Source organism: Caulobacter sp. S45 (genome assembly GCF_903642205.1).
Classification (GTDB): domain Bacteria; phylum Pseudomonadota; class Alphaproteobacteria; order Caulobacterales; family Caulobacteraceae; genus CAHJWH01.
In genome coordinates this window covers 1-16,365 of sequence record NZ_CAHJWH010000057.1, presented here as the reverse complement: position 1 = coordinate 16,365, position 16,365 = coordinate 1, and the positions used below count along the sequence as shown (strand labels likewise).

The 16,365-nt window shown below is 68.1% G+C and carries 19 protein-coding genes and 1 tRNA gene; 14 read left to right on the top strand and 6 right to left on the bottom strand.

The window, feature by feature from the left end; translation table 11 throughout:
* Window positions 1-234 precede the first annotated feature (234 nt).
* The 7 genes from HUV06_RS07810 (at window position 235) to HUV06_RS07780 (ending at window position 4,915) form a co-directional block, all read left to right on the top strand.
* On the top strand, window positions 235-1,041 hold the full coding sequence (locus tag HUV06_RS07810) for a helix-turn-helix transcriptional regulator (protein WP_174300707.1): 807 nt from the start codon (window positions 235-237) through the stop codon (window positions 1,039-1,041).
* A 52-nt stretch (window positions 1,042-1,093) separates the two neighbouring features.
* Window positions 1,094-1,432: a hypothetical protein gene (locus tag HUV06_RS07805; protein ID WP_174300706.1), complete on the top strand. Its 339-nt coding sequence runs from the start codon at window positions 1,094-1,096 to the stop codon at window positions 1,430-1,432.
* 85 nt (window positions 1,433-1,517) lie between these two features.
* Complete coding sequence (locus tag HUV06_RS07800; RefSeq protein WP_174300705.1) at window positions 1,518-2,906, top strand: hypothetical protein; 1,389 nt, start codon at window positions 1,518-1,520, stop codon at window positions 2,904-2,906.
* Window position 2,907: 1 nt separating this feature from the next.
* Window positions 2,908-3,234: a hypothetical protein gene (locus HUV06_RS07795; RefSeq protein WP_174300704.1), complete on the top strand. Its 327-nt coding sequence runs from the start codon at window positions 2,908-2,910 to the stop codon at window positions 3,232-3,234.
* 65 nt (window positions 3,235-3,299) lie between these two features.
* The gene (locus HUV06_RS07790) at window positions 3,300-3,563 is read left to right on the top strand and encodes a hypothetical protein (protein ID WP_174300703.1); all 264 of its coding nucleotides are present in this window, start codon (window positions 3,300-3,302) and stop codon (window positions 3,561-3,563) included.
* Window positions 3,560-3,784 carry a hypothetical protein gene (locus HUV06_RS07785; protein ID WP_174300702.1) on the top strand — a complete coding sequence of 75 codons (225 nt, stop codon included), beginning with the start codon at window positions 3,560-3,562 and terminating at the stop codon, window positions 3,782-3,784. The genes HUV06_RS07790 and HUV06_RS07785 overlap by 4 nt, the downstream gene beginning before the upstream one ends.
* 9 nt (window positions 3,785-3,793) lie before the next feature.
* Entirely contained in the window at window positions 3,794-4,915 is a 1,122-nt protein-coding gene (locus HUV06_RS07780; protein WP_174300701.1) for a site-specific integrase, read from the top strand.
* A gap of 7 nt (window positions 4,916-4,922) precedes the next feature.
* On the opposite strand, the gene HUV06_RS07775 is transcribed toward HUV06_RS07780, so the two are convergent.
* Window positions 4,923-4,993 (bottom strand) — tRNA-Gly (locus HUV06_RS07775).
* Between the two features lie 90 nt (window positions 4,994-5,083).
* Here HUV06_RS07775 and HUV06_RS07770 point away from each other — a divergent pair.
* On the top strand, window positions 5,084-6,109 hold the full coding sequence (locus tag HUV06_RS07770; RefSeq protein WP_217433712.1) for a cation diffusion facilitator family transporter: 1,026 nt from the start codon (window positions 5,084-5,086) through the stop codon (window positions 6,107-6,109).
* A gap of 23 nt (window positions 6,110-6,132) precedes the next feature.
* On the opposite strand, the gene apaG is transcribed toward HUV06_RS07770, so the two are convergent.
* Together apaG and metZ are read right to left on the bottom strand one after the other, a co-directional pair.
* Window positions 6,133-6,537, bottom strand: coding sequence for a Co2+/Mg2+ efflux protein ApaG (gene apaG / locus HUV06_RS07765; protein ID WP_174300700.1), 405 nt, complete (start codon window positions 6,535-6,537; stop codon window positions 6,133-6,135).
* Entirely contained in the window at window positions 6,537-7,763 is a 1,227-nt protein-coding gene (gene metZ, locus HUV06_RS07760) for an O-succinylhomoserine sulfhydrylase (protein WP_174300699.1), read from the bottom strand. Before metZ ends, apaG begins: the two co-directional genes overlap by 1 nt.
* 153 nt (window positions 7,764-7,916) lie before the next feature.
* Here metZ and HUV06_RS07755 point away from each other — a divergent pair, with 153 nt between their 5' ends.
* On the top strand, window positions 7,917-8,960 hold the full coding sequence (locus HUV06_RS07755; protein ID WP_174300698.1) for a 2'-deoxycytidine 5'-triphosphate deaminase: 1,044 nt from the start codon (window positions 7,917-7,919) through the stop codon (window positions 8,958-8,960).
* 12 nt (window positions 8,961-8,972) lie between these two features.
* Here the strand turns inward: HUV06_RS07755 and HUV06_RS07750 are convergent, their stop codons facing one another.
* Window positions 8,973-9,212, bottom strand: coding sequence for a DUF1674 domain-containing protein (locus HUV06_RS07750; RefSeq protein ID WP_174300697.1), 240 nt, complete (start codon window positions 9,210-9,212; stop codon window positions 8,973-8,975).
* A gap of 45 nt (window positions 9,213-9,257) precedes the next feature.
* On the opposite strand from HUV06_RS07750, the gene HUV06_RS07745 reads away from it, so the two are divergent.
* The 5 genes from HUV06_RS07745 (at window position 9,258) to HUV06_RS07725 (ending at window position 15,591) form a co-directional block, all read left to right on the top strand.
* Entirely contained in the window at window positions 9,258-10,580 is a 1,323-nt protein-coding gene (locus HUV06_RS07745; RefSeq protein ID WP_174300709.1) for an RsmB/NOP family class I SAM-dependent RNA methyltransferase, read from the top strand.
* A 40-nt stretch (window positions 10,581-10,620) separates the two neighbouring features.
* Complete coding sequence (locus HUV06_RS07740; protein WP_174300696.1) at window positions 10,621-11,139, top strand: hypothetical protein; 519 nt, start codon at window positions 10,621-10,623, stop codon at window positions 11,137-11,139.
* Window positions 11,140-11,206: 67 nt separating this feature from the next.
* The gene (gene rpe / locus HUV06_RS07735; RefSeq protein WP_174300695.1) at window positions 11,207-11,872 is read left to right on the top strand and encodes a ribulose-phosphate 3-epimerase; all 666 of its coding nucleotides are present in this window, start codon (window positions 11,207-11,209) and stop codon (window positions 11,870-11,872) included.
* 33 nt (window positions 11,873-11,905) lie between these two features.
* Window positions 11,906-13,729: a heparinase II/III family protein gene (locus tag HUV06_RS07730; protein ID WP_254600972.1), complete on the top strand. Its 1,824-nt coding sequence runs from the start codon at window positions 11,906-11,908 to the stop codon at window positions 13,727-13,729.
* Window positions 13,726-15,591 (top strand): polysaccharide biosynthesis protein, encoded by a 1,866-nt coding sequence (locus tag HUV06_RS07725; RefSeq protein WP_174300694.1) that lies wholly within the window; start codon window positions 13,726-13,728, stop codon window positions 15,589-15,591. The genes HUV06_RS07730 and HUV06_RS07725 overlap by 4 nt, the downstream gene beginning before the upstream one ends.
* Here HUV06_RS07725 and HUV06_RS07720 read toward each other — a convergent pair.
* Window positions 15,578-16,087, bottom strand: coding sequence for a GAF domain-containing protein (locus tag HUV06_RS07720; protein WP_174300693.1), 510 nt, complete (start codon window positions 16,085-16,087; stop codon window positions 15,578-15,580). The two genes, HUV06_RS07725 and HUV06_RS07720, sit on opposite strands and share 14 nt — an antisense overlap.
* A gap of 47 nt (window positions 16,088-16,134) precedes the next feature.
* Window positions 16,135-16,365 (bottom strand): fatty acid desaturase (locus HUV06_RS07715; protein ID WP_174300692.1); only part of this gene is annotated, 231 nt, incomplete at its 5' end.

Sequence of the window (16,365 nt, the reverse complement as noted above, 5' to 3'; positions counted from 1 at the left end):
GGCGCGAACCACTCGGCCGGGATGCTGTCCATGTCGATCCAGCGCCGGACGTTCTTCGTCGGCAGGCCGAGGTCCGACGCCAGATTGGCGGGACCCCACTTTGCAATCAGAGGGCGGAACCACATAATCAGCCATGTGGCACGGTTCGTGACAGCGCGCAACCATGACCCGTGCGGCTCTCGCGTGCGACTCTAGCTCATGACTCCTGCTGAGCCCAAAGACCGCCTTCGACTCATGCGTACCCGTGCACGTTTGAGCCGCGCGCAATTAGCCGTCAAAACTGGGAGAGCGGAGTCCACCATTCGAGCTCACGAAACCGGCCAAAACAAAATCAGTCCGGAAGCTGCCGCAGCGTACGCGACCGCACTCAGCATACAGCCTGGTTATATCCTCTGGGGTTTCGGTCCCCCTCCCGAGCAAACGACTATTAGCTCCGATACATTCTTCAAAGTTAAGGTGGTTGGCACCGTCAGGAATCATTATTTTGTTAAGCTTGAGGAACAGGGCAAGCCAGACCCTGACTTCATTATCATTCCGAAGATAGTGTTTCACCGGCAGGAAGACCTACGTGCGTTTCGAGACTTCAGCTTAGAGGTTGAAACCAGCACAGTTAAGTATCTGATCGTCACTCCTTATCGCGTGGGCCGGCTCTTCAAGGGTGACCAGGTTATCGGCCGCACCAAGGAGGGGTCGCTTTCAGAGACGGCGACCTGGAACGTATCTGCCGATATTAAGTCGGTGACATTCGCGAAAAGCAAAACAAACCGACATATGCCACAACAGGAATTTACAATTCCTCGTGGAGCAAAGTTTCCACCCGGCTGGGAACTCGTCGGCGTTGTAGTGGGTAGGATCGAGATGTCGTTCCGCCGACCGTCTTGGCAGTGGGATGTTATGACGACCGAGAAGGATATCAGCGAGTACGAGTTTCACCTTGAGGAACAGGAACGTGAGCGACAGCGGGATGAGGAGGCGGAAGCCGACCGCTTAGCCGCGGAGGAAGAGGAAGCGCTTAGCGAAGAAGATGGAGACGAAAGCTAGCGCACAGTTCGTGTCAAAACGCGGTTGACACGAACTGTGACGGCGGTGATACATGCCTCGTCCCCACCGGGACGGGAACCGCACCATGCCGACCAACGGCCAGACGATCCAAGCCGCTGCAGCCCTGAAGGGCCGCACCCGCATCGTGGATATGTCCACCGACGCTGCCAACCTGATCCTGTACGTCCGGCCTGACGAGGACATGGACGGTGAGTTCCGCGCCACCTGTGCGCTGACGGGCGACACCCTGAACGTGCGTGGCTGGGAACTGCCGCTGCACGATGGCGCTGACCGCCGCGCCGAACTGCGGGTCGAGTTCGGCCTGGAGCACATCAGCGCCCCGCTCGCCCGAGTCCTGCCCGCCATCCTCGCCGGGGAGGTGGTGCAGTGACCCGCGCCGCCCACCTCGCCGCCAGCTTCCTCACCGTCGCCCTCAGCGGTGGTGCCTTCCTCACCCTGATCATCGGAGTCCGCTGATGTCGCCCGCCGACTGCACCGCCACCGCGCCTGACGCCGTCGTCGTCAGAGAAGCCGCACCGCCGCTGATCGGCTGGCCATCGGTCGTTGGTGCGCGCCCCGACCTCGATGCCATGCGTCTCGAGCTGGAGGACTCCTTCGCCGCCTACATGGTCGCGCAGAAGGCCCAGGACACGATCCCGATCCCGATGCCTGAGGAGGGCAGCCCGCTTGACGTTGCCTACCAGGAAGCGATGAATCGGCACATCGCGGCGGTCCGCGCCTGGACGAAGCTGGAAGCAGCGACGCCCGCTGAACTCGTCGCAAAGGCCGAGGCGATGATGAGTACGGCCGGCGACCCGGAGGGGCTGGACGACAGCACCATTTCAGCCTTGTGCGCCGACGTGGTGAGGATCGTGCGGTCGTCGGCGGCTCCGCAGGTCGATCCGGCCCGCGTTCGCTGGGGCGAGGCCTTCGGCCGGTGGAACGCGGCTCTGGCGGCCGTGAACGCGGCTGAGTCGATCGTGTACGCCATCGAGGACACCATCGCGGGCGAGGTGCCCCCTCCGGAGGAGCTGCGCCGCCGACCAAGCGACGGGCCGGACGCCTTTTACGTCGACGTGGATCAGATCTGGAGCAACGAGACGCTGACAGCTTCCGAGAAGGTCCGCCTGTCGGGGATCCTGCTCGAGCTGATCGACAAGCTGGCTGCTGCCGGTGAGCGGCATGGCGAGCACGCTGCTGAGGAAGAGCTCAGGCGGGCGGCCAAGGCGTACCGCAAGGCCGGCGACGCGCTCCTGCGCAGCGAGGCGCCAGACATAGCGGCGGTCCTGGTGAAGCTCCGCATCCGTGAGGTCCGGATGAACGACACCGTCACGCGTTACGAGGACCTGGACTGCCCGGAGAAGCTGGCCGAGCTGCTGACCAGCTCGGCGGTGGAGGACTGGTCCTTCGGCCACGTCTTTCAGGACCTGCTGCGTCTCACCCAGCCCTCCTCGCCGCCGGTCGACGTGGTGCCGTTCGATGCTGCGGCGTGGGCGGCGGAGTACGAGAGCCACCCGAATTGCACCGTCACCCAGTACGGGTGCGCCTACCACGACGACGACTACGACAAGTCGTTCACGGTCGACGATCCTGATCTCATCGCCGCGTTCGTGCGCGGCCGAGCTCAAACCGAGCCGTACTTCGCCCATCCTGGGCGGGCGCGGCAGGCGTTCATCATGGGCAATCGGTCCATGATCGCCGAGGTCTACGCCTCGCTTCCGGAGCAAGCGGCCGCGCTCGAGCGCCTGTGGGATGAACGTGCTGCCGAGCGCCACGTCGGCGTGGACATGGTCGCGCAGCTGACCCCGTGGCAGCGGAAGGCGGTTCAAGACTTCGCCCGTCAGCGCCTGGCCACGGCCGCCTAAGATGAACGACGACACCCAGGACTACGTCCGCATCCCGTCTTACGAGCAGAAGGTCCAGGATCTGATCATCCATGCGCTGCTCACCGGCTTGAAGGATGAGGAGACCTCGACGGCAGTGCTTCGCGTCGGCGAGATCGTCAACGTCATGCTGGACCTGCAGGCCATGATGCTAGCCGACTCCGGCGCGACCGCCACGCCCACGAAAACCCGCGAGTTCTGTTCGGACTTCGCGCGCCGCCTGCAGCGCAAGATTGCGCACGCCAAGAAGCTCTATGCCGCCGGCCACAAGCCTTTCCAGACGGTCCACATCGAAGGCTCCGTCAACTAGCCGACCGGGTGCATTCCGCGCTTCGAACGATCTGCTCCAATGCTGCCCTCAGTGGAGGCCGAGATATGAACGAGATGCTGGAGCGAGCGGCGCGGGGAGCGTGCGCGCTGACGAAGCAAGATCCTGATGAGGTGCTCGTTCCACCTGAAGGCCGCGTCGACCGTGGGCGTTTTCCCGAACCTCGTTGGCGAGACTACGTCGACGACACGATCGCCGTCCTTACCGCTCTGAGGGAGCCGACAAGGGCGATGATCGAAGTAGGCCAGATAGCGGCGGCGAACGGCGTGGTCGCCTGCTGGCAAGCCATGGTGGACGAGGCGCTGCGATGAACGCAGCCGCCACCTTCGTGCCGCCGCGCACCGCCAGGAAGGCTGCCATCAACCGGGCCATCAAGGCGGTCACCAGCGCTGGCCTGAAGGTGTCCAGCGTCAAGCTGGGGGTGGACGGCAGCGTGGAGGTGTTGACAGGCGCTCCAAAGGGCGACGGGGTAGCCGACGAGCTGGACGCATTCCGCGCCAACCGAAATCGCATCCGCGCCGGAGCAGCCTAGGAGCGCTGAGTGAAGGTGCCGCTGAAGGGTCTGAATCGGGTCCGAAAGCGGCGCAGCGATGGCTCCGTCGCCGTCTACTGGTACGCCTGGAAAGGCGGACCACGCCTCCCGGGCAAGCCGAACGAGCCCGAATTCATCGCCGCCTACGTCGAGGCGCAGAAAGGCCGCAAGGCACCGCGCAGCGACACCCTCTCAGGCCTCGTCACCCTCTACAAGTCCAAGCCCGAGTTCCTGCAGCTCGCCGCTTCGACGCGGAAGGAATGGACTCGTTGGCTGGATCGCATCGTCGACGGCGGCAATCGCGAGGGCCAGCCGGTCAAAACCGGGCTGGGCGCCTTGACCTTTAGCGCGCTTGAAGCCGCAGCCGTCAGGGCCGACTTGATGGACTGGCGTGACCAATGGGCCGCCAACCCGCGCACCGCCGACTATGGCGTCCAAGTCCTCTCCCGCGTGCTGGGTTTCGCCGCCGAGCGTGGCGTCCTATCCATCAACCGCGCGGCTGGCATCCCCCACCTCTATGACGTGGACCGCTCGGATCTTGTGTGGGAGGCGGCGCACATCGCCGCCTTCGTCCAGGCGGCGCCCCCCTTGGTCAGCCAGGCCTTCCGCCTGGCCTGCCTCACTGGACTGCGTCGCGGCGATCTTGTCCGGATGCGATGGGCCGATGTGGGCGACCTGGCCATCATTCTGCGCACCGGGAAGAGTCGTCGGCGCGGGGCGGAGGAGGGGAGTGTGACCGTCACCGTCCCCGTCCTGAAGGAGACGCGCGATCTCCTGGCCGAGATCGGCCGGCGCGAAGCTACCGCGACCGTCCTCGTCAGCTCGCTGGGCCAGGCCTGGAATGCGAACAGCCTGTCGGATCGAGTATCGCATTTCGCCAAGCAGATCGGGGTCGAACTTTCCCTGCATGACGCCCGCGGGACGTTCGCGACTCGGCTGTGCATCGCCGGCCTCACCGACGAGGAAATCGCCGATATTATGGGATGGGAGCGGGACCGCGTGCGGCGGATCAGGGCTCGCTATGTGGACAGCGAGCGGGTCGTGCGCGCCCTCGTCCAGAAGCTCCACAGGAACGAAGCGGGAGCGCAGACTCCCAACTTTCTCCCAACTCGGTCATCTGACGAGAGCTAATGCGTTGAGCGGGCAGCGGGAATCGAACCCGCACGAGCAGCTTGGGAAGCTGCCAGGCTACCACTACATCATGCCCGCGGAGCCAGGACGACTCCTTAGACCAGGACCACCTCGTCTGTCACCCCGTCGGAGTTTCTGTTACTCCGCCGCCTGATGCTGGAGCGGATCATGGACTGCGAACCAGGCGACCCCCATCCGCACGACCATCATAGCCGCCACGATCAAGCTCACGGCGAGCATGGGCACGAGATGCAGGAGAGGCGCCATCACGCTCATTCCCATGGCGGCCTCCATGCCGGCCACCATCACAGTCACGCTCCAGCGAACTTCGGGGTCGCCTTTGCTGTGGGCGCGCTGCTGAATACCGCCTTCGTCGGTGCGGAGTTGATTTATGGGCTGCTCGGCCATTCCATGGCGCTGCTGGCGGATGCAGGGCACAACCTCGGAGACGTACTCGGCCTCATGGCGGCCTGGAGCGCGACGCTGCTGTCCAAACGCCAGGCGAGTGCGAGGTTCACCTACGGCCTGGGCTCAAGCTCGGTCCTGGCGGCGCTTCTGAACGCGGTCGTGCTGCTGGTGGTGACGGGCGCGGTCGTGGCGGAGGCGATCCGCCGGCTGCTTCAGCCGGAACCGGCGGCGGGCTTCGTGGTCATGGGTGTGGCGGCGGCCGGGATCGCGGTGAACGGGATCACGGCGGGCCTGTTCGCCTCCGGGCGCAAGGGCGATCTGAATGTGCGCGGCGCCTATCTGCACATGCTGTCCGACGCCTTGGTGGCGGTCGGCGTGGTGGTGGCTGGAGGGCTGATCCTGCTGACGGGGTGGAGCTGGCTCGATCCCCTTGCCAGCCTGCTGATCTCAGGCGTGATCGTGTGGGGGACCTTGAGCCTGCTGCGCGAGTCGCTGAACATGGCGCTGGACGCGGTGCCGGCAGGCATCGAGACGGCTGAGGTGCGCGCGCACCTGCTGGGCCAAGACGGGGTGACCGGCCTGCATGACCTACACATCTGGGCCATGTCCACCACGGAGACTGCCCTGACCTGCCATCTGCTGATGCCCCGAGGGCATCCCGGCGACCACGCGCTCAACGCCATCTGCGAGGGCCTGCACCGGCGTTTCTGCATCGGCCACGCCACCTTGCAGGTGGAGACCGATGCAGAAACCGTCTGCCGCCTGGAGATGGCGCACGCCATCTGAGTGCAGCGACCGTCGCGCCCGGGCTAGTTCACCACGCGCAGTGTGTCGGGCAGGTCCAGGGAGAAGGCGGGGATGTGAACGTCGAACTGCCCGCCTTCACCGACCATGCGGTAGGTGCCGACCATCACCCCCGACGGGGTGGTGAGGGGACAGCCGCTGGTGTAGCGGAAGCTCTCGCCGGGGTTCAGCACCGGCTGCTCGCCCACCACGCCCAGGCCCTTGACCTGCTCTACATGACCGGTCGCGTCGGTGATGCGCCAGTGCCGCGCGAGCAGCTGGACGGTTGCCTGGCCCCTGTTCTCAACCTCGATATGGTAGGCCCACACCCAGCGCCGTTCCTCGGGCTCCGACTGTTCGGGCAGGTACTGCGGGCGTACCCGCACCACCACGTCGGCGATGCGGGCCTCGTAGCCGGGGTCCCGAGCCATCAGGCGGCCGACCCTGCGGCGTTCAGCGCGCGCATCAGGTCGCGTTCCAGGTCGACCGGGTCCTCAAGCCCCACGGACAGGCGCACGCAGCCCTCGGTCAGGCCAATCGCCAGCCGGTCGGCTTCGGGTGTGGAGCGATGGGTGGTGGTGGAGGGGTGCACGGCGAGCGACTTGGCGTCGGCCAGGTTGTTGGAGATGTCCACTATCTGCAGCGCGTTGAGGAAGGCGAAAGCCTTGGGCCGGCCGCCGAGATCGAAAGCCATGATGGTGCCGCCGGCCTTCATCTGCCGGGCCGCGATCGTGGCCTGGGGGTGGTCGGCCCGCGCGGGATAGAAGATGCGGTCTACGGCTGTGTGTTCGGCGATCTTGTCAGCGAGGGTCGCTGCGGTGGCGCTCTGCCGCATCACCCGCAGCTCCAGCGTCTCCAGGCCTTTCAGCAGCACCCAGGCGCTGAAGGGCGAGAGCGCCGGGCCGGTGTGGCGGATCAGCTCCTTGTAGTGCTCGTCCAGGGCCGCGTCCTCGCCCAGGATCGCGCCACCCAGCACCCGGCCTTGGCCGTCGATGTGCTTGGTGGCGGAATAGACCACCATGTCTGCGCCGAGCTGCAGGGGCGACTGCAGGATGGGGCTGGCGAAGGCGTTGTCGACCACAAGCTTGGCGCCAGTCGCGTGGGCGATCTCGGCCACCGCGGGGATGTCGATGATCTCCAGCAACGGGTTGGCGGGGCTCTCCAGGAAGAAGGCCTTGGTGTTCGGCCGCACCGCCGCGCGCCAAGCCTCCAGGTCGGTCCCGTCGACCACGGTGCTCTCCACCCCGAAGCGCGGCAGCATCTGGGTGACGATCCAGCGGCAGGAGCCGAACAGGGCCCGGCTGGCCACCAAGTGATCCCCGGCCCTGAGCAGGCCCAGCAGCGCGATGTTCACTGCAGCCATGCCCGAGGCCAGGGCCCTGCAGCCCGTCGCGCCTTCGAGCAAGGCCAGCCGGTCCTCGAACATCTTGACGGTGGGGTTGCCGTAGCGGGCGTAGATGAAGCCTGGATCCTCGCCGCTAAAGCGCCGATCGGCGGCCTCGGCGCTGTCGTAGGCGAAGCTCTGGGTCAGGAAGATGGGCTCGGCGATCTCGCCATAGGGGGTGCGGGCCAGGCCGCCGCGCACCAGTCGGGTCGCGGGCGCCCAGTCCTGGGGGCGCTCGGCGTGTGGTCCTTCGCGCTCTTCGGAGTCGCTCATGGGACTGGCATGGCCGGGGAGGGCGGTCCAGGTCAAGGGCGTGTGCGCTCAGCAACTCCGATGGACGGGCCAGCAGCGCTTTGCCCATATGCTTGCCAAGGGCCGCGCCTTTGACGAGTGTCCGGCGCTGTTCCAGCTCCGCAAGGCGGCTCCTTGACCGAACTCCCACCGACTGGACCCTCGGGCATCCTTCCATATCAGGCGCTGTTGGCCTTGATCGAACAGGGCGCCGTGCGGGCCGCCAACCCCTACAGCTTCGACCAGCTTCAGCCCGCGAGCCTGGACCTGCGGCTCGGCGGCCAGGCCTGGCGGGTGCGCGCTTCCTTTCTGCCCGGGTGCGGCCGGACGGTGGCCGAGAGGATGGGGGATGTGTCCATGCACAGGCTGGACCTCACTGCCGGTGCGGTGCTGGAGCGCGGCTGCGTCTACATCGCCGAGCTGCAGGAGCGGCTCGATCTGCCTGTCCAGGTCTCAGGCCGGGCCAATCCGAAGAGTTCGACAGGCCGGGTGGACGTGTTCGTGCGCCTGCTGACGGACGGCGGCCAGGCTTTCGACGATGTGGCCGCGGGCTACAGCGGGCCGCTCTACCTTGAGATCGCGCCCCAGACCTTCTCCGTGCTGGTGCGGACCGGCACCCGGCTGAACCAGCTGCGCCTGAAGCGCGGCCTTACGGCGGCTCTGGCGGTGAAGAGCGTGGGCGTGGACCTGACCCAGGGCCTTGCAGGCTACCGTGGCCGCCGCCACGCCGGGGTGATCGACCTGGACCTGGAGGACGGCCACTTCCCGCAGGAATTCTGGGAGCCGTTGGAGGCGCGTCCGAACCGCCACGGGATCGGCGAACTGCTGCTGGATCCGGGCGAGTTCTACATCCTGGCGTCCAAGGAAGCGGTGGAAATCCCGCCCGATCAGGCCGCCGAGATGACCCCCATCGATCCTTCAGTGGGCGAGTTCCGGGTCCATTATGCCGGCTTTTTCGATCCGGGTTTCGGTACCGAGGAGGCTCTCGGCGCGGGGTCGCGCGCGGTGCTGGAGGTGCGGAGCCACGAGACACCCTTCCTGCTGGAGGACGGCCAGACCGTGGCGCGGCTGGTCTATGAGCCGCTCACGGAGCGGCCCTCGCGCCTCTACGGATTCCAGGGCTCGCACTATCAGAATCAGGGACTGAAGCTATCCAAGCATTTCAAGGCCTGGAGCTAAGCCTCTCCCGAATCACGAGAAGTCGATGGCCATGCCCTTGCGTTCCCAGTCGCCGTAGCGTGTGGGCTCCAGGCCTGCGGGGCCGCCTTTCTCGCCAGCTTCGGCCGCGGCGAGGGTGGCGGCGTCGATAGCGGCGCGGCGTTCGATGGCCTCCTGGAGGGCTCGGCGTGCAGCGTCGGACAGGGGCTTGCCCGGGGCTGCGCCGAGCGTCGCATCGATTTTCGAGCCGGGAAGCAGGACAGGTTCGGTCACGGGTAACTCCTTGCCGCAAGAGGCGGTGTGGCTGATCTAGGCGCGATGGACGCAGAAGCGAAGTCGCCCCATTTGCAGATAACGCCTGCGCCAGTGGAAGGTCTGGCGGCGCGAGTGGCGGCGCTCGACCTCTTGCAGGCGGCTGTCGAGCGCCGGGGCGGCCTGGAGGCGGCGCTGGCGCGCGCGCCGTTCACGACCCTGGCGATGCGGGATCGGGCCTTCGCGAGGGCGCTGGCTGGCATGGTGCTGAGGCGGCTCGGCCCCATAGACGCCGCGCTTGACGCGCGGTTGCAGAAGCCGCCGCCCGAAGCGGCGCGCTGGCTGCTTAGGCTTGGAGCGGCGCAGGTGCTGTACATGGACGTGCCGGTCCATGCAGCGGTCTCCGTCAGCGTTGAGCAGGCCTCCGGCGCCAACGCCACACGGCCGTACAAGGGTCTGGTCAACGCCGTCCTGCGCGGCCTTGCCCGCGATGGCTCCCCGGCCGGCGAGCCTGAGGCTTTGGCGCCGCCCTGGCTGCTGGCACGCTGGCGAACCGCCTTCGGAGGAGCCCTGGCCCGGGACATCGCCGCCGTCATCGCTGACGAGCCGCCAACGGATTTGACCCTCAAGCAAGACGTAGGGGATGCGTTGGTTCAGGCGCTCCAGGCCGAGCGGTTGATCACCGGCGGCCTGCGCACGTCGCTCAAGGGCGAGATCTTCGACTGGCCGGGGTTTGCTGAAGGCGTGTGGTGGGTGCAGGACGCCGCCGCGGCAATGCCGGCGCGCCTGCTGGACGTATATCCCGGATGGACGGTGCTCGACATGTGCGCGGCGCCCGGGGGGAAAACGCTTCAACTCGCGGCGGCCGGAGGCCGGGTCACGGCGCTCGATCGCTCCGCCGCCCGGCTCAAGCGGCTGCACGAGAACCTGGCCCGCACCCATCTGTCTGCCGAAGTGGTAGTGGCCGAGGCCTGCGCATGGGTCGATCCTCGGAGCTTCGATGCAGTGCTTTTGGACGCGCCGTGCAGCGCCACGGGCACCTTCCGCCGCCACCCCGACGTGCTCTGGGCGGCCCGCCCGGGTGATATCGCCAGGCTGGCGGCCCTGCAGGCGCGCTTGCTGGACGCAGCGGCGGAGCGGGTGCGGCCCGGCGGCCGGCTGGTCTACTGCGTCTGCTCCCTGGAGCCGGAGGAGGGGGAGAGGCAGGCGCAGGCGTTTCTGCAAATTCGGCCCGACTTCGAGATCGCGCCGGTGGCGGCGGGAGAGGCGGGCGCGCCTGCCCGGGCGATCACGCCCCAGGGCTTTGTGCGCCTGCTTCCCGGCCCTGCGGAACCGGAGCTTGGCGGCGACGGTTTCTTTGTGGCCCGTTTCGTAAGGCGGCCGGCGTAGAGGACGCCGCCGCCGCCTCAGCCGGAAGGTCCTGCAGAAGATGCCGCGCCTCGATCGTTTTTCTCGCCCCACCGTCCTGGCGGTCGTCTTATTGGCGGCGGGCGGTCTTGCCGCCTGCGAGACGCCGAATACCAACACCTACGCGCCTTATGAGGCAGGCCAAGCCGTTCCATTGGAGTCCGCGACGGTGGTGAACTTCCGCCCGGTCCGGCTCGGCGGACGTGACACGGGTGCGGGCACCGTCGGCGGAGCCCTGATCGGCGGGGCGAGTGGCGCCGCGATCGGCGGCGATGCGGCCGGCGCCATCATCGGCACCGTGGCCGGCGCGGTGCTGGGCAATGCGGTGGAACGGGGCGCTACCCGCGGCTCGGGCTTCGCCTACGATGTCCGGATGCAGCGGGACGGCCGGGTGCTGGAGGTGGTCCAGCCCGATCAGTATCCGATTTCGGTCGGCTCCCAAGTCTATGTCAGCTTCGGTCCGCGGGTGCGGATCATTCTGGCGAACGGCGCCGTTCCACCGCCACCGCAGCCGCCCCCACCCTCTCCTCCTCACGACTAAGCCTTACGGGCAGATCGCTCGAACCGCCCGCCTTGCTTCGGGCGGGCGGCGGCCCTAGTCCTTGGACATGCGCCTAGGGGTTCCGATCATCTCGCCGTCGATTCTCTCTGCCGACTTCGCAAGGCTGGGAGAAGAGGCGCGGGCGATCGAGGCGGCCGGCGCCGACTGGCTGCATGTGGACGTGATGGATGGAAGCTTCGTGCCCAACATCACCATAGGGCCGCCGGTCATCAAGGCTCTTCGCGCGCACGTAGCCATTCCCTTCGATGTGCATCTGATGATCGCGCCGGCGGACCCGCACCTCGAAGCCTTTCGAGAGGCTGGGGCGGATGTCATCAGCATCCATCCCGAGGCGGGGCCCCACCTGAACCGCACGTGCAGGCGCATACGTGATCTGGGGGCGAAGGCCGGCGTGGCGTTCAATCCCTCTACCCCCGTGGAGGCGATCGACTTCATGCTGGAGGACGTCGACCTGGTTCTGGTGATGTCGGTCAACCCCGGCTTCGGTGGCCAGAGCTTCATGGCGTCCCAGCTCCGCAAGGTGCAACGGTTGCGCGACATGGCCGAGCGGGCAGGACTGGACATCGTGGTCGAGGTGGACGGCGGCGTCACGCCGGACAACGCCCGCGCATGCCTGGACGCCGGGGCGACGGCGCTTGTGGCGGGCACGGCCGTCTTCAAGGGCGGTCAGAGCGCGTATGCCGCCAACATCGCTGCGTTGAGGGCCGCATGACGGGCCTCAGCGCATAGGCTGCAGGGGCGGGGAGTGGCCGCACGCGCCGCCACGAAGGCCAAGGCAGGCATCGGCCTGTGGGCTCTGGCCATCGCCACCGCGGCGACGCGCAGGCTGGCCTACGAGTGGCGAGGCGTCTCCGCAGGTTCCCACCGGCTGCAGCGGAGCCACGCGCCAAAGCTCATGGCGACGCCGCGGGACTTTCGGCCCGCTGACCCCGAGGTCGGCCGCGCGATCCTTGCGGGCCGGCTGCGGCTCGCGGGGGCGGAGCTCGAGATCGGGCCGGGTGGCGATCCCTGGGACCGGCCAAGCCCCACCCGGCGATTTGCCGTGGAGCTGCACCGCTTCGCCTTCGCACCGCACCTGATCGCCTGCGGCGAGGCAGGCGCGCGCGAGGCCCTTCGGCTGTTTCTGGGCTGGCGTCGCCTGTTCCATCGACCGAACGCCTTCGCCTGGGGCGCAGATGTGCTCGAGCTCCGGGTGTTCAACCTCGCGGCCGGGGCGCGGCGCATGAGCGCTGTCGCGTCCGACGTGGAGGCGGCCGAGCTGACGGGTTCGCTCCTGCACCAGGCGCGCGTGCTGCTCTCGCTGGCCGGAGAGCCCGCACGGGCGGCCGAACGCGCCTGCGTTGTGGCCGTGGCCGCGGGCGCGCTGACGGGCGTACCCGCCGAACGCCTGCTCGACCGCGCACAGGCGAAGCTCGCTACGGCCCTGGGCGATACGGTGCTTCCGGACGGCGGTCACCGCACCCGTGCGCCTCAGGCGGCCCTGGAGCTGTTGTTCGACCTGCTGACGCTGGATGACTTGCTGCTCCAGCGCGGGCGCGAGGCGAGCCCGGCCATGGTCTCCGCCATGGACCGGCTGGGTGCAGCCCTGCGCTTCCACACCCTTTCCGATGGCCGGCTCGCCGGCTTCCACGGCGGTGAGGCGGTGGAAAGCGAGGGAGTCGCCGCGGCGCTGAACGAGGACGCCTTCGACACCCCGGCGCCGGGTCATGCGCCGCACAGCGCCTACCACAGGCTGGACGGGCCCAAGCTCCACCTGCTTGTGGACTGCGGCCCGCCGGCCGCTGCGGCATGGAGCGTGACGGCCTGCGCCCAGCCGGCGGCGCTCGAACTGACCGCGAGCGGCGACAGGCTGTTCTGCGGTGGGGGCTGGAGCGCGGACGCAGCCGGTCCTCAGGCCCTGCGCCTGGCGGCGGCTGGCAGCACGGTGCAGGTGGGCGGCGGGTCCGCCGGCCGCCCGCTCACAGGATTTCTGGCGCGGGCGCTGGGTTCCAGGCTGGTGGATGGCGCTGTCCAGGTCACCGCCAGGCGCGAAGAGAACGAGGCAGGCGTCTGGCTGGAGGTCTCCCATGACGGCTGGGCGCGGGAGTTCGGCCTGACGCACGACCGTCGGCTGTTCGTCGACGGAGCCGGCGATGAAGTCCGCGGCGAGGATGTGCTGACGCCCGCCCTTGGCAAGGCCGGACCGAAAAGCGCGGTGCCCTACGCCGTCCGCTTCCACGTCTTTCCCGAGGTCGAGTCGTCACTCGCGCGAGACGGGCGGAGCATCCTGCTTCGTGGGCCTTCGAACAGGGGTTGGTGGTTCCGCAATGACGCGACAGAGGTGGGACTGGAGCCGTCCGTCTGTTTCCGCGACGGCCTGCCGCGTCGTACTGTCCAGATCGTGCTGCGCGGAGAGATGGGGCAGGAAGGCGCGCGCATACGGTGGAAGCTCACGCCCGTCGAGCCACCCCGGCCTCGACCGCGCGCTTCCCCTTCCGCGCCCCAGCTCGAGCCGCGGCCTGAGGACGAGCCTGCGCCGCCTTTCAACCTGTCGGCTGCGCTCGAGCGTCCTGTCGAGACGCCGGCATGAGTCCGTCGCCTCGGCGCGTGCAGGCGGCTCGATTCACGCCCTGGCTGGTGCTGACCTACGACCTGTTCTGGTCCGCGGCGGTCATGGCGGGCGTCCTGCTGGTCCGCTACCATTTCGAGCGGAAGCGCCCGCCCGACCACTTGGTCAGCAGGTCCACATTGCTGTTCACCGCGCTCTGCGCGTTGGTCTTCCTGGTCACGCGCCAGCACCGCACCATGTGGCGGTTCACCACCCTGAATGAGGTGCTCAGGATCGCGCAAGGAGTTGTGATAGCGGACCTGCTGCTGCTGCCTATCCTGTTCGCCGCCGACAGGGCCCAGGACTTCCCCCGCTCCACCCCGCTCATGGTCGCGCCCGTCCTCATCGTGGCCCTGGCCATCGGCCGAGTGCTGGCGCACGCCCTGGCCCACGGCGACCTGGGTGCGGCGTTCAAGTTCGAGAACCGCCAACTGCCGCCCGCCGTGGTGGTGGGATCGGGTGCGGCGTTAGCCGCCTATCTTACCCAGCTCCGCCGCTCCGGCGCGTCAGGCCTGCGGGTGGCGGGACTGGTGACCCTGGACGGGGCTCCATTCGGGCGCACGATCCAGGGAGTGGAGATTCTCGGCGACCTGCGTCGGCTAGCCTCGATCCTGAAGGCTCTGGCGGCGGCGGAGGCGCGCGAGCCCCAGCTGGTGCTGGCCGAGCCCCGGCCTGGGCGCGAGCTGATGGACGCCGTGGTGGCCGCAGCCGGCGACGCCGGCGCCAGGCTCACCCGGGTGCGGAGTGGGGCGGGCGTTGCGCCGGTGGATGCAGCCGACCTGCTCGACCGGCCGCCGAGAAGCCTGGATCCCGAACGCGCGCGGCGCCTGATCACCGGCAAGCGGGTGCTGGTCACAGGCGCTGGTGGCACCATCGGTTCGGAGCTTACGCGCCAAGCTTTGCGGCTTGCGCCTGAGCGGCTGATCCTGCTCGACGCCTCGGAGTTCAACCTCTACGCCGTCGATCAGGCGCTCCGCGACGAGTTCCCCCCGACGAGCGGCTCGCTTCAGGCCTGGACAGCGGAGCTCGGCGACGTGCGCGACGTGGCCCGGTTGGAGGAGCTGTTCGTCCGCGAGCGGCCACAGGTGGTGCTCCATGCCGCAGCCCTGAAGCACGTTCCCCTGATGGAGCTGAACCCGGCCGAGGCGGTGCTGACCAACCTGGGCGGCGCCATGAACGTGGCGCGCCTGTCGCGGGACTGTGAGGCCATGGTGTTCATCTCCACCGACAAGGCGGTGAACCCCACCAACGTGATGGGCGCCACCAAGCGGGTGGCCGAGCGGGCTGTGAGGGCGATCACGGCCGGCGCGACGGTCAGGACCGCGGTGGTGCGGTTCGGCAATGTGCTGGGCTCGACCGGGTCTGTAGCCCCGCTGTTCGAGCGCCAGATCGCCCGCGGCGGTCCGGTGACCGTGACCCATCCGGACATGCTGCGCTTCTTCATGACCGTGCAGGAAGCCTCGAGCCTGGTGCTGCAGGCGGCCGCCATACCTGCAGCCTCCGAGGCTGGCGGCGTCTATGTGCTGGACATGGGCGAGCCGGTGCGGATCGACCATCTCGCCCGCCAGATGATCCAGCTCCACGGCCTGCGTCCGGATCAGGATATCGCGATCGACTACGTAGGCTTGCGCCCTGGCGAGAAACTGTTCGAGGAAATCTTCTACGACGCTGAAACGGTGCGCCCCACCGGCGTGGACGGAGTGCTCTGCGCCTATGACGACGCGCCGTCCTGGACGGAGATGGAGGCGTCGCTGCAGGTCCTGATGCAGGCGGCGGCAGCCCGGGACGAGGCCGCGGTGATCGCCCGCCTACAGGCGCTGGAGCCCGCGTTCAGACGGAGCTGAGTCGGGCGAACACCGCCTCCACGATCGCCTCCAGCCCTGCCGCGTCCACTCCGTCGAAGGCGGAGTAGGAGGTGGAGTCCAGGTCCAGCACCGCGATCAGAGCGCCGGTCTCATCCAGCACCGGGACCACAATCTCGCTGTTTGAGCGGCTGTCGCAGGCGATGTGGCCGGGGAAGGCGTGCACGTCCGGGACGATCTGGGTCGCACCGGTGCGCGCCGCCGCCCCGCAAACCCCTCGTGAGAACGGTATGCGCAAGCATCCGAGCGTGCCCTGGTAGGGGCCGACCACCAGCTCCTCTGAACGCCTGGGATCGACGACATAGAAGCCGACCCAGAAGGCCTGGCGCAAGGTCTCGGTCAGCATGGCGGCGACGGTGGCCATGCGTGCGGTACGATCCGGTTCACCGTCCAGGACGGACGCGATCTGCTCCAGCGCCTGCCGGTAGAGGCTGCATTTGGCGGCGGCGGGGAGTAGGGCGGACTGGGGCGCACTCATGCAGCCGCTATATCCGACAAGGGTGGGATTGCTCCAGCTGGGCTGAGCTAGACCGCGCGGTTGCGCCGGTGGCGCGTGCGATAACCCGGCAGCGCCCACCAGGGCGTGCCGGGCGCTTGGTGGTGCTCCAGGTGGTAGCCGAAGTGGTAGCAGGCCAGCAGGGACGCCAGCCAGCCGAACTCAAGGCTGCGGGCGCGGTGCCGGTCGGCGAACGCGTCGTCCTCATGGCGGTGCGGCAGCCAGGTGCCGAAGTAGAATAGCTGCAGCGCCGAGGCGAT

Coding starts and splice junctions, on each gene's coding strand:
- HUV06_RS07810 (WP_174300707.1), top strand. CDS start 235: ATGCGTACCCGTGCACGTTTGAGCCGCGCGCAATTAGCCGTCAAAACT.
- HUV06_RS07805 (WP_174300706.1), top strand. CDS start 1,094: ATGCCTCGTCCCCACCGGGACGGGAACCGCACCATGCCGACCAACGGC.
- HUV06_RS07800 (WP_174300705.1), top strand. CDS start 1,518: ATGTCGCCCGCCGACTGCACCGCCACCGCGCCTGACGCCGTCGTCGTC.
- HUV06_RS07795 (WP_174300704.1), top strand. CDS start 2,908: ATGAACGACGACACCCAGGACTACGTCCGCATCCCGTCTTACGAGCAG.
- HUV06_RS07790 (WP_174300703.1), top strand. CDS start 3,300: ATGAACGAGATGCTGGAGCGAGCGGCGCGGGGAGCGTGCGCGCTGACG.
- HUV06_RS07785 (WP_174300702.1), top strand. CDS start 3,560: ATGAACGCAGCCGCCACCTTCGTGCCGCCGCGCACCGCCAGGAAGGCT.
- HUV06_RS07770 (WP_217433712.1), top strand. CDS start 5,084: ATGGACTGCGAACCAGGCGACCCCCATCCGCACGACCATCATAGCCGC.
- apaG (WP_174300700.1), bottom strand. CDS start 6,537: ATGGCTCGGGACCCCGGCTACGAGGCCCGCATCGCCGACGTGGTGGTG.
- metZ (WP_174300699.1), bottom strand. CDS start 7,763: ATGAGCGACTCCGAAGAGCGCGAAGGACCACACGCCGAGCGCCCCCAG.
- HUV06_RS07745 (WP_174300709.1), top strand. CDS start 9,258: ATGGACGCAGAAGCGAAGTCGCCCCATTTGCAGATAACGCCTGCGCCA.
- HUV06_RS07740 (WP_174300696.1), top strand. CDS start 10,621: ATGCCGCGCCTCGATCGTTTTTCTCGCCCCACCGTCCTGGCGGTCGTC.
- rpe (WP_174300695.1), top strand. CDS start 11,207: ATGCGCCTAGGGGTTCCGATCATCTCGCCGTCGATTCTCTCTGCCGAC.
- HUV06_RS07725 (WP_174300694.1), top strand. CDS start 13,726: ATGAGTCCGTCGCCTCGGCGCGTGCAGGCGGCTCGATTCACGCCCTGG.
- HUV06_RS07720 (WP_174300693.1), bottom strand. CDS start 16,087: ATGAGTGCGCCCCAGTCCGCCCTACTCCCCGCCGCCGCCAAATGCAGC.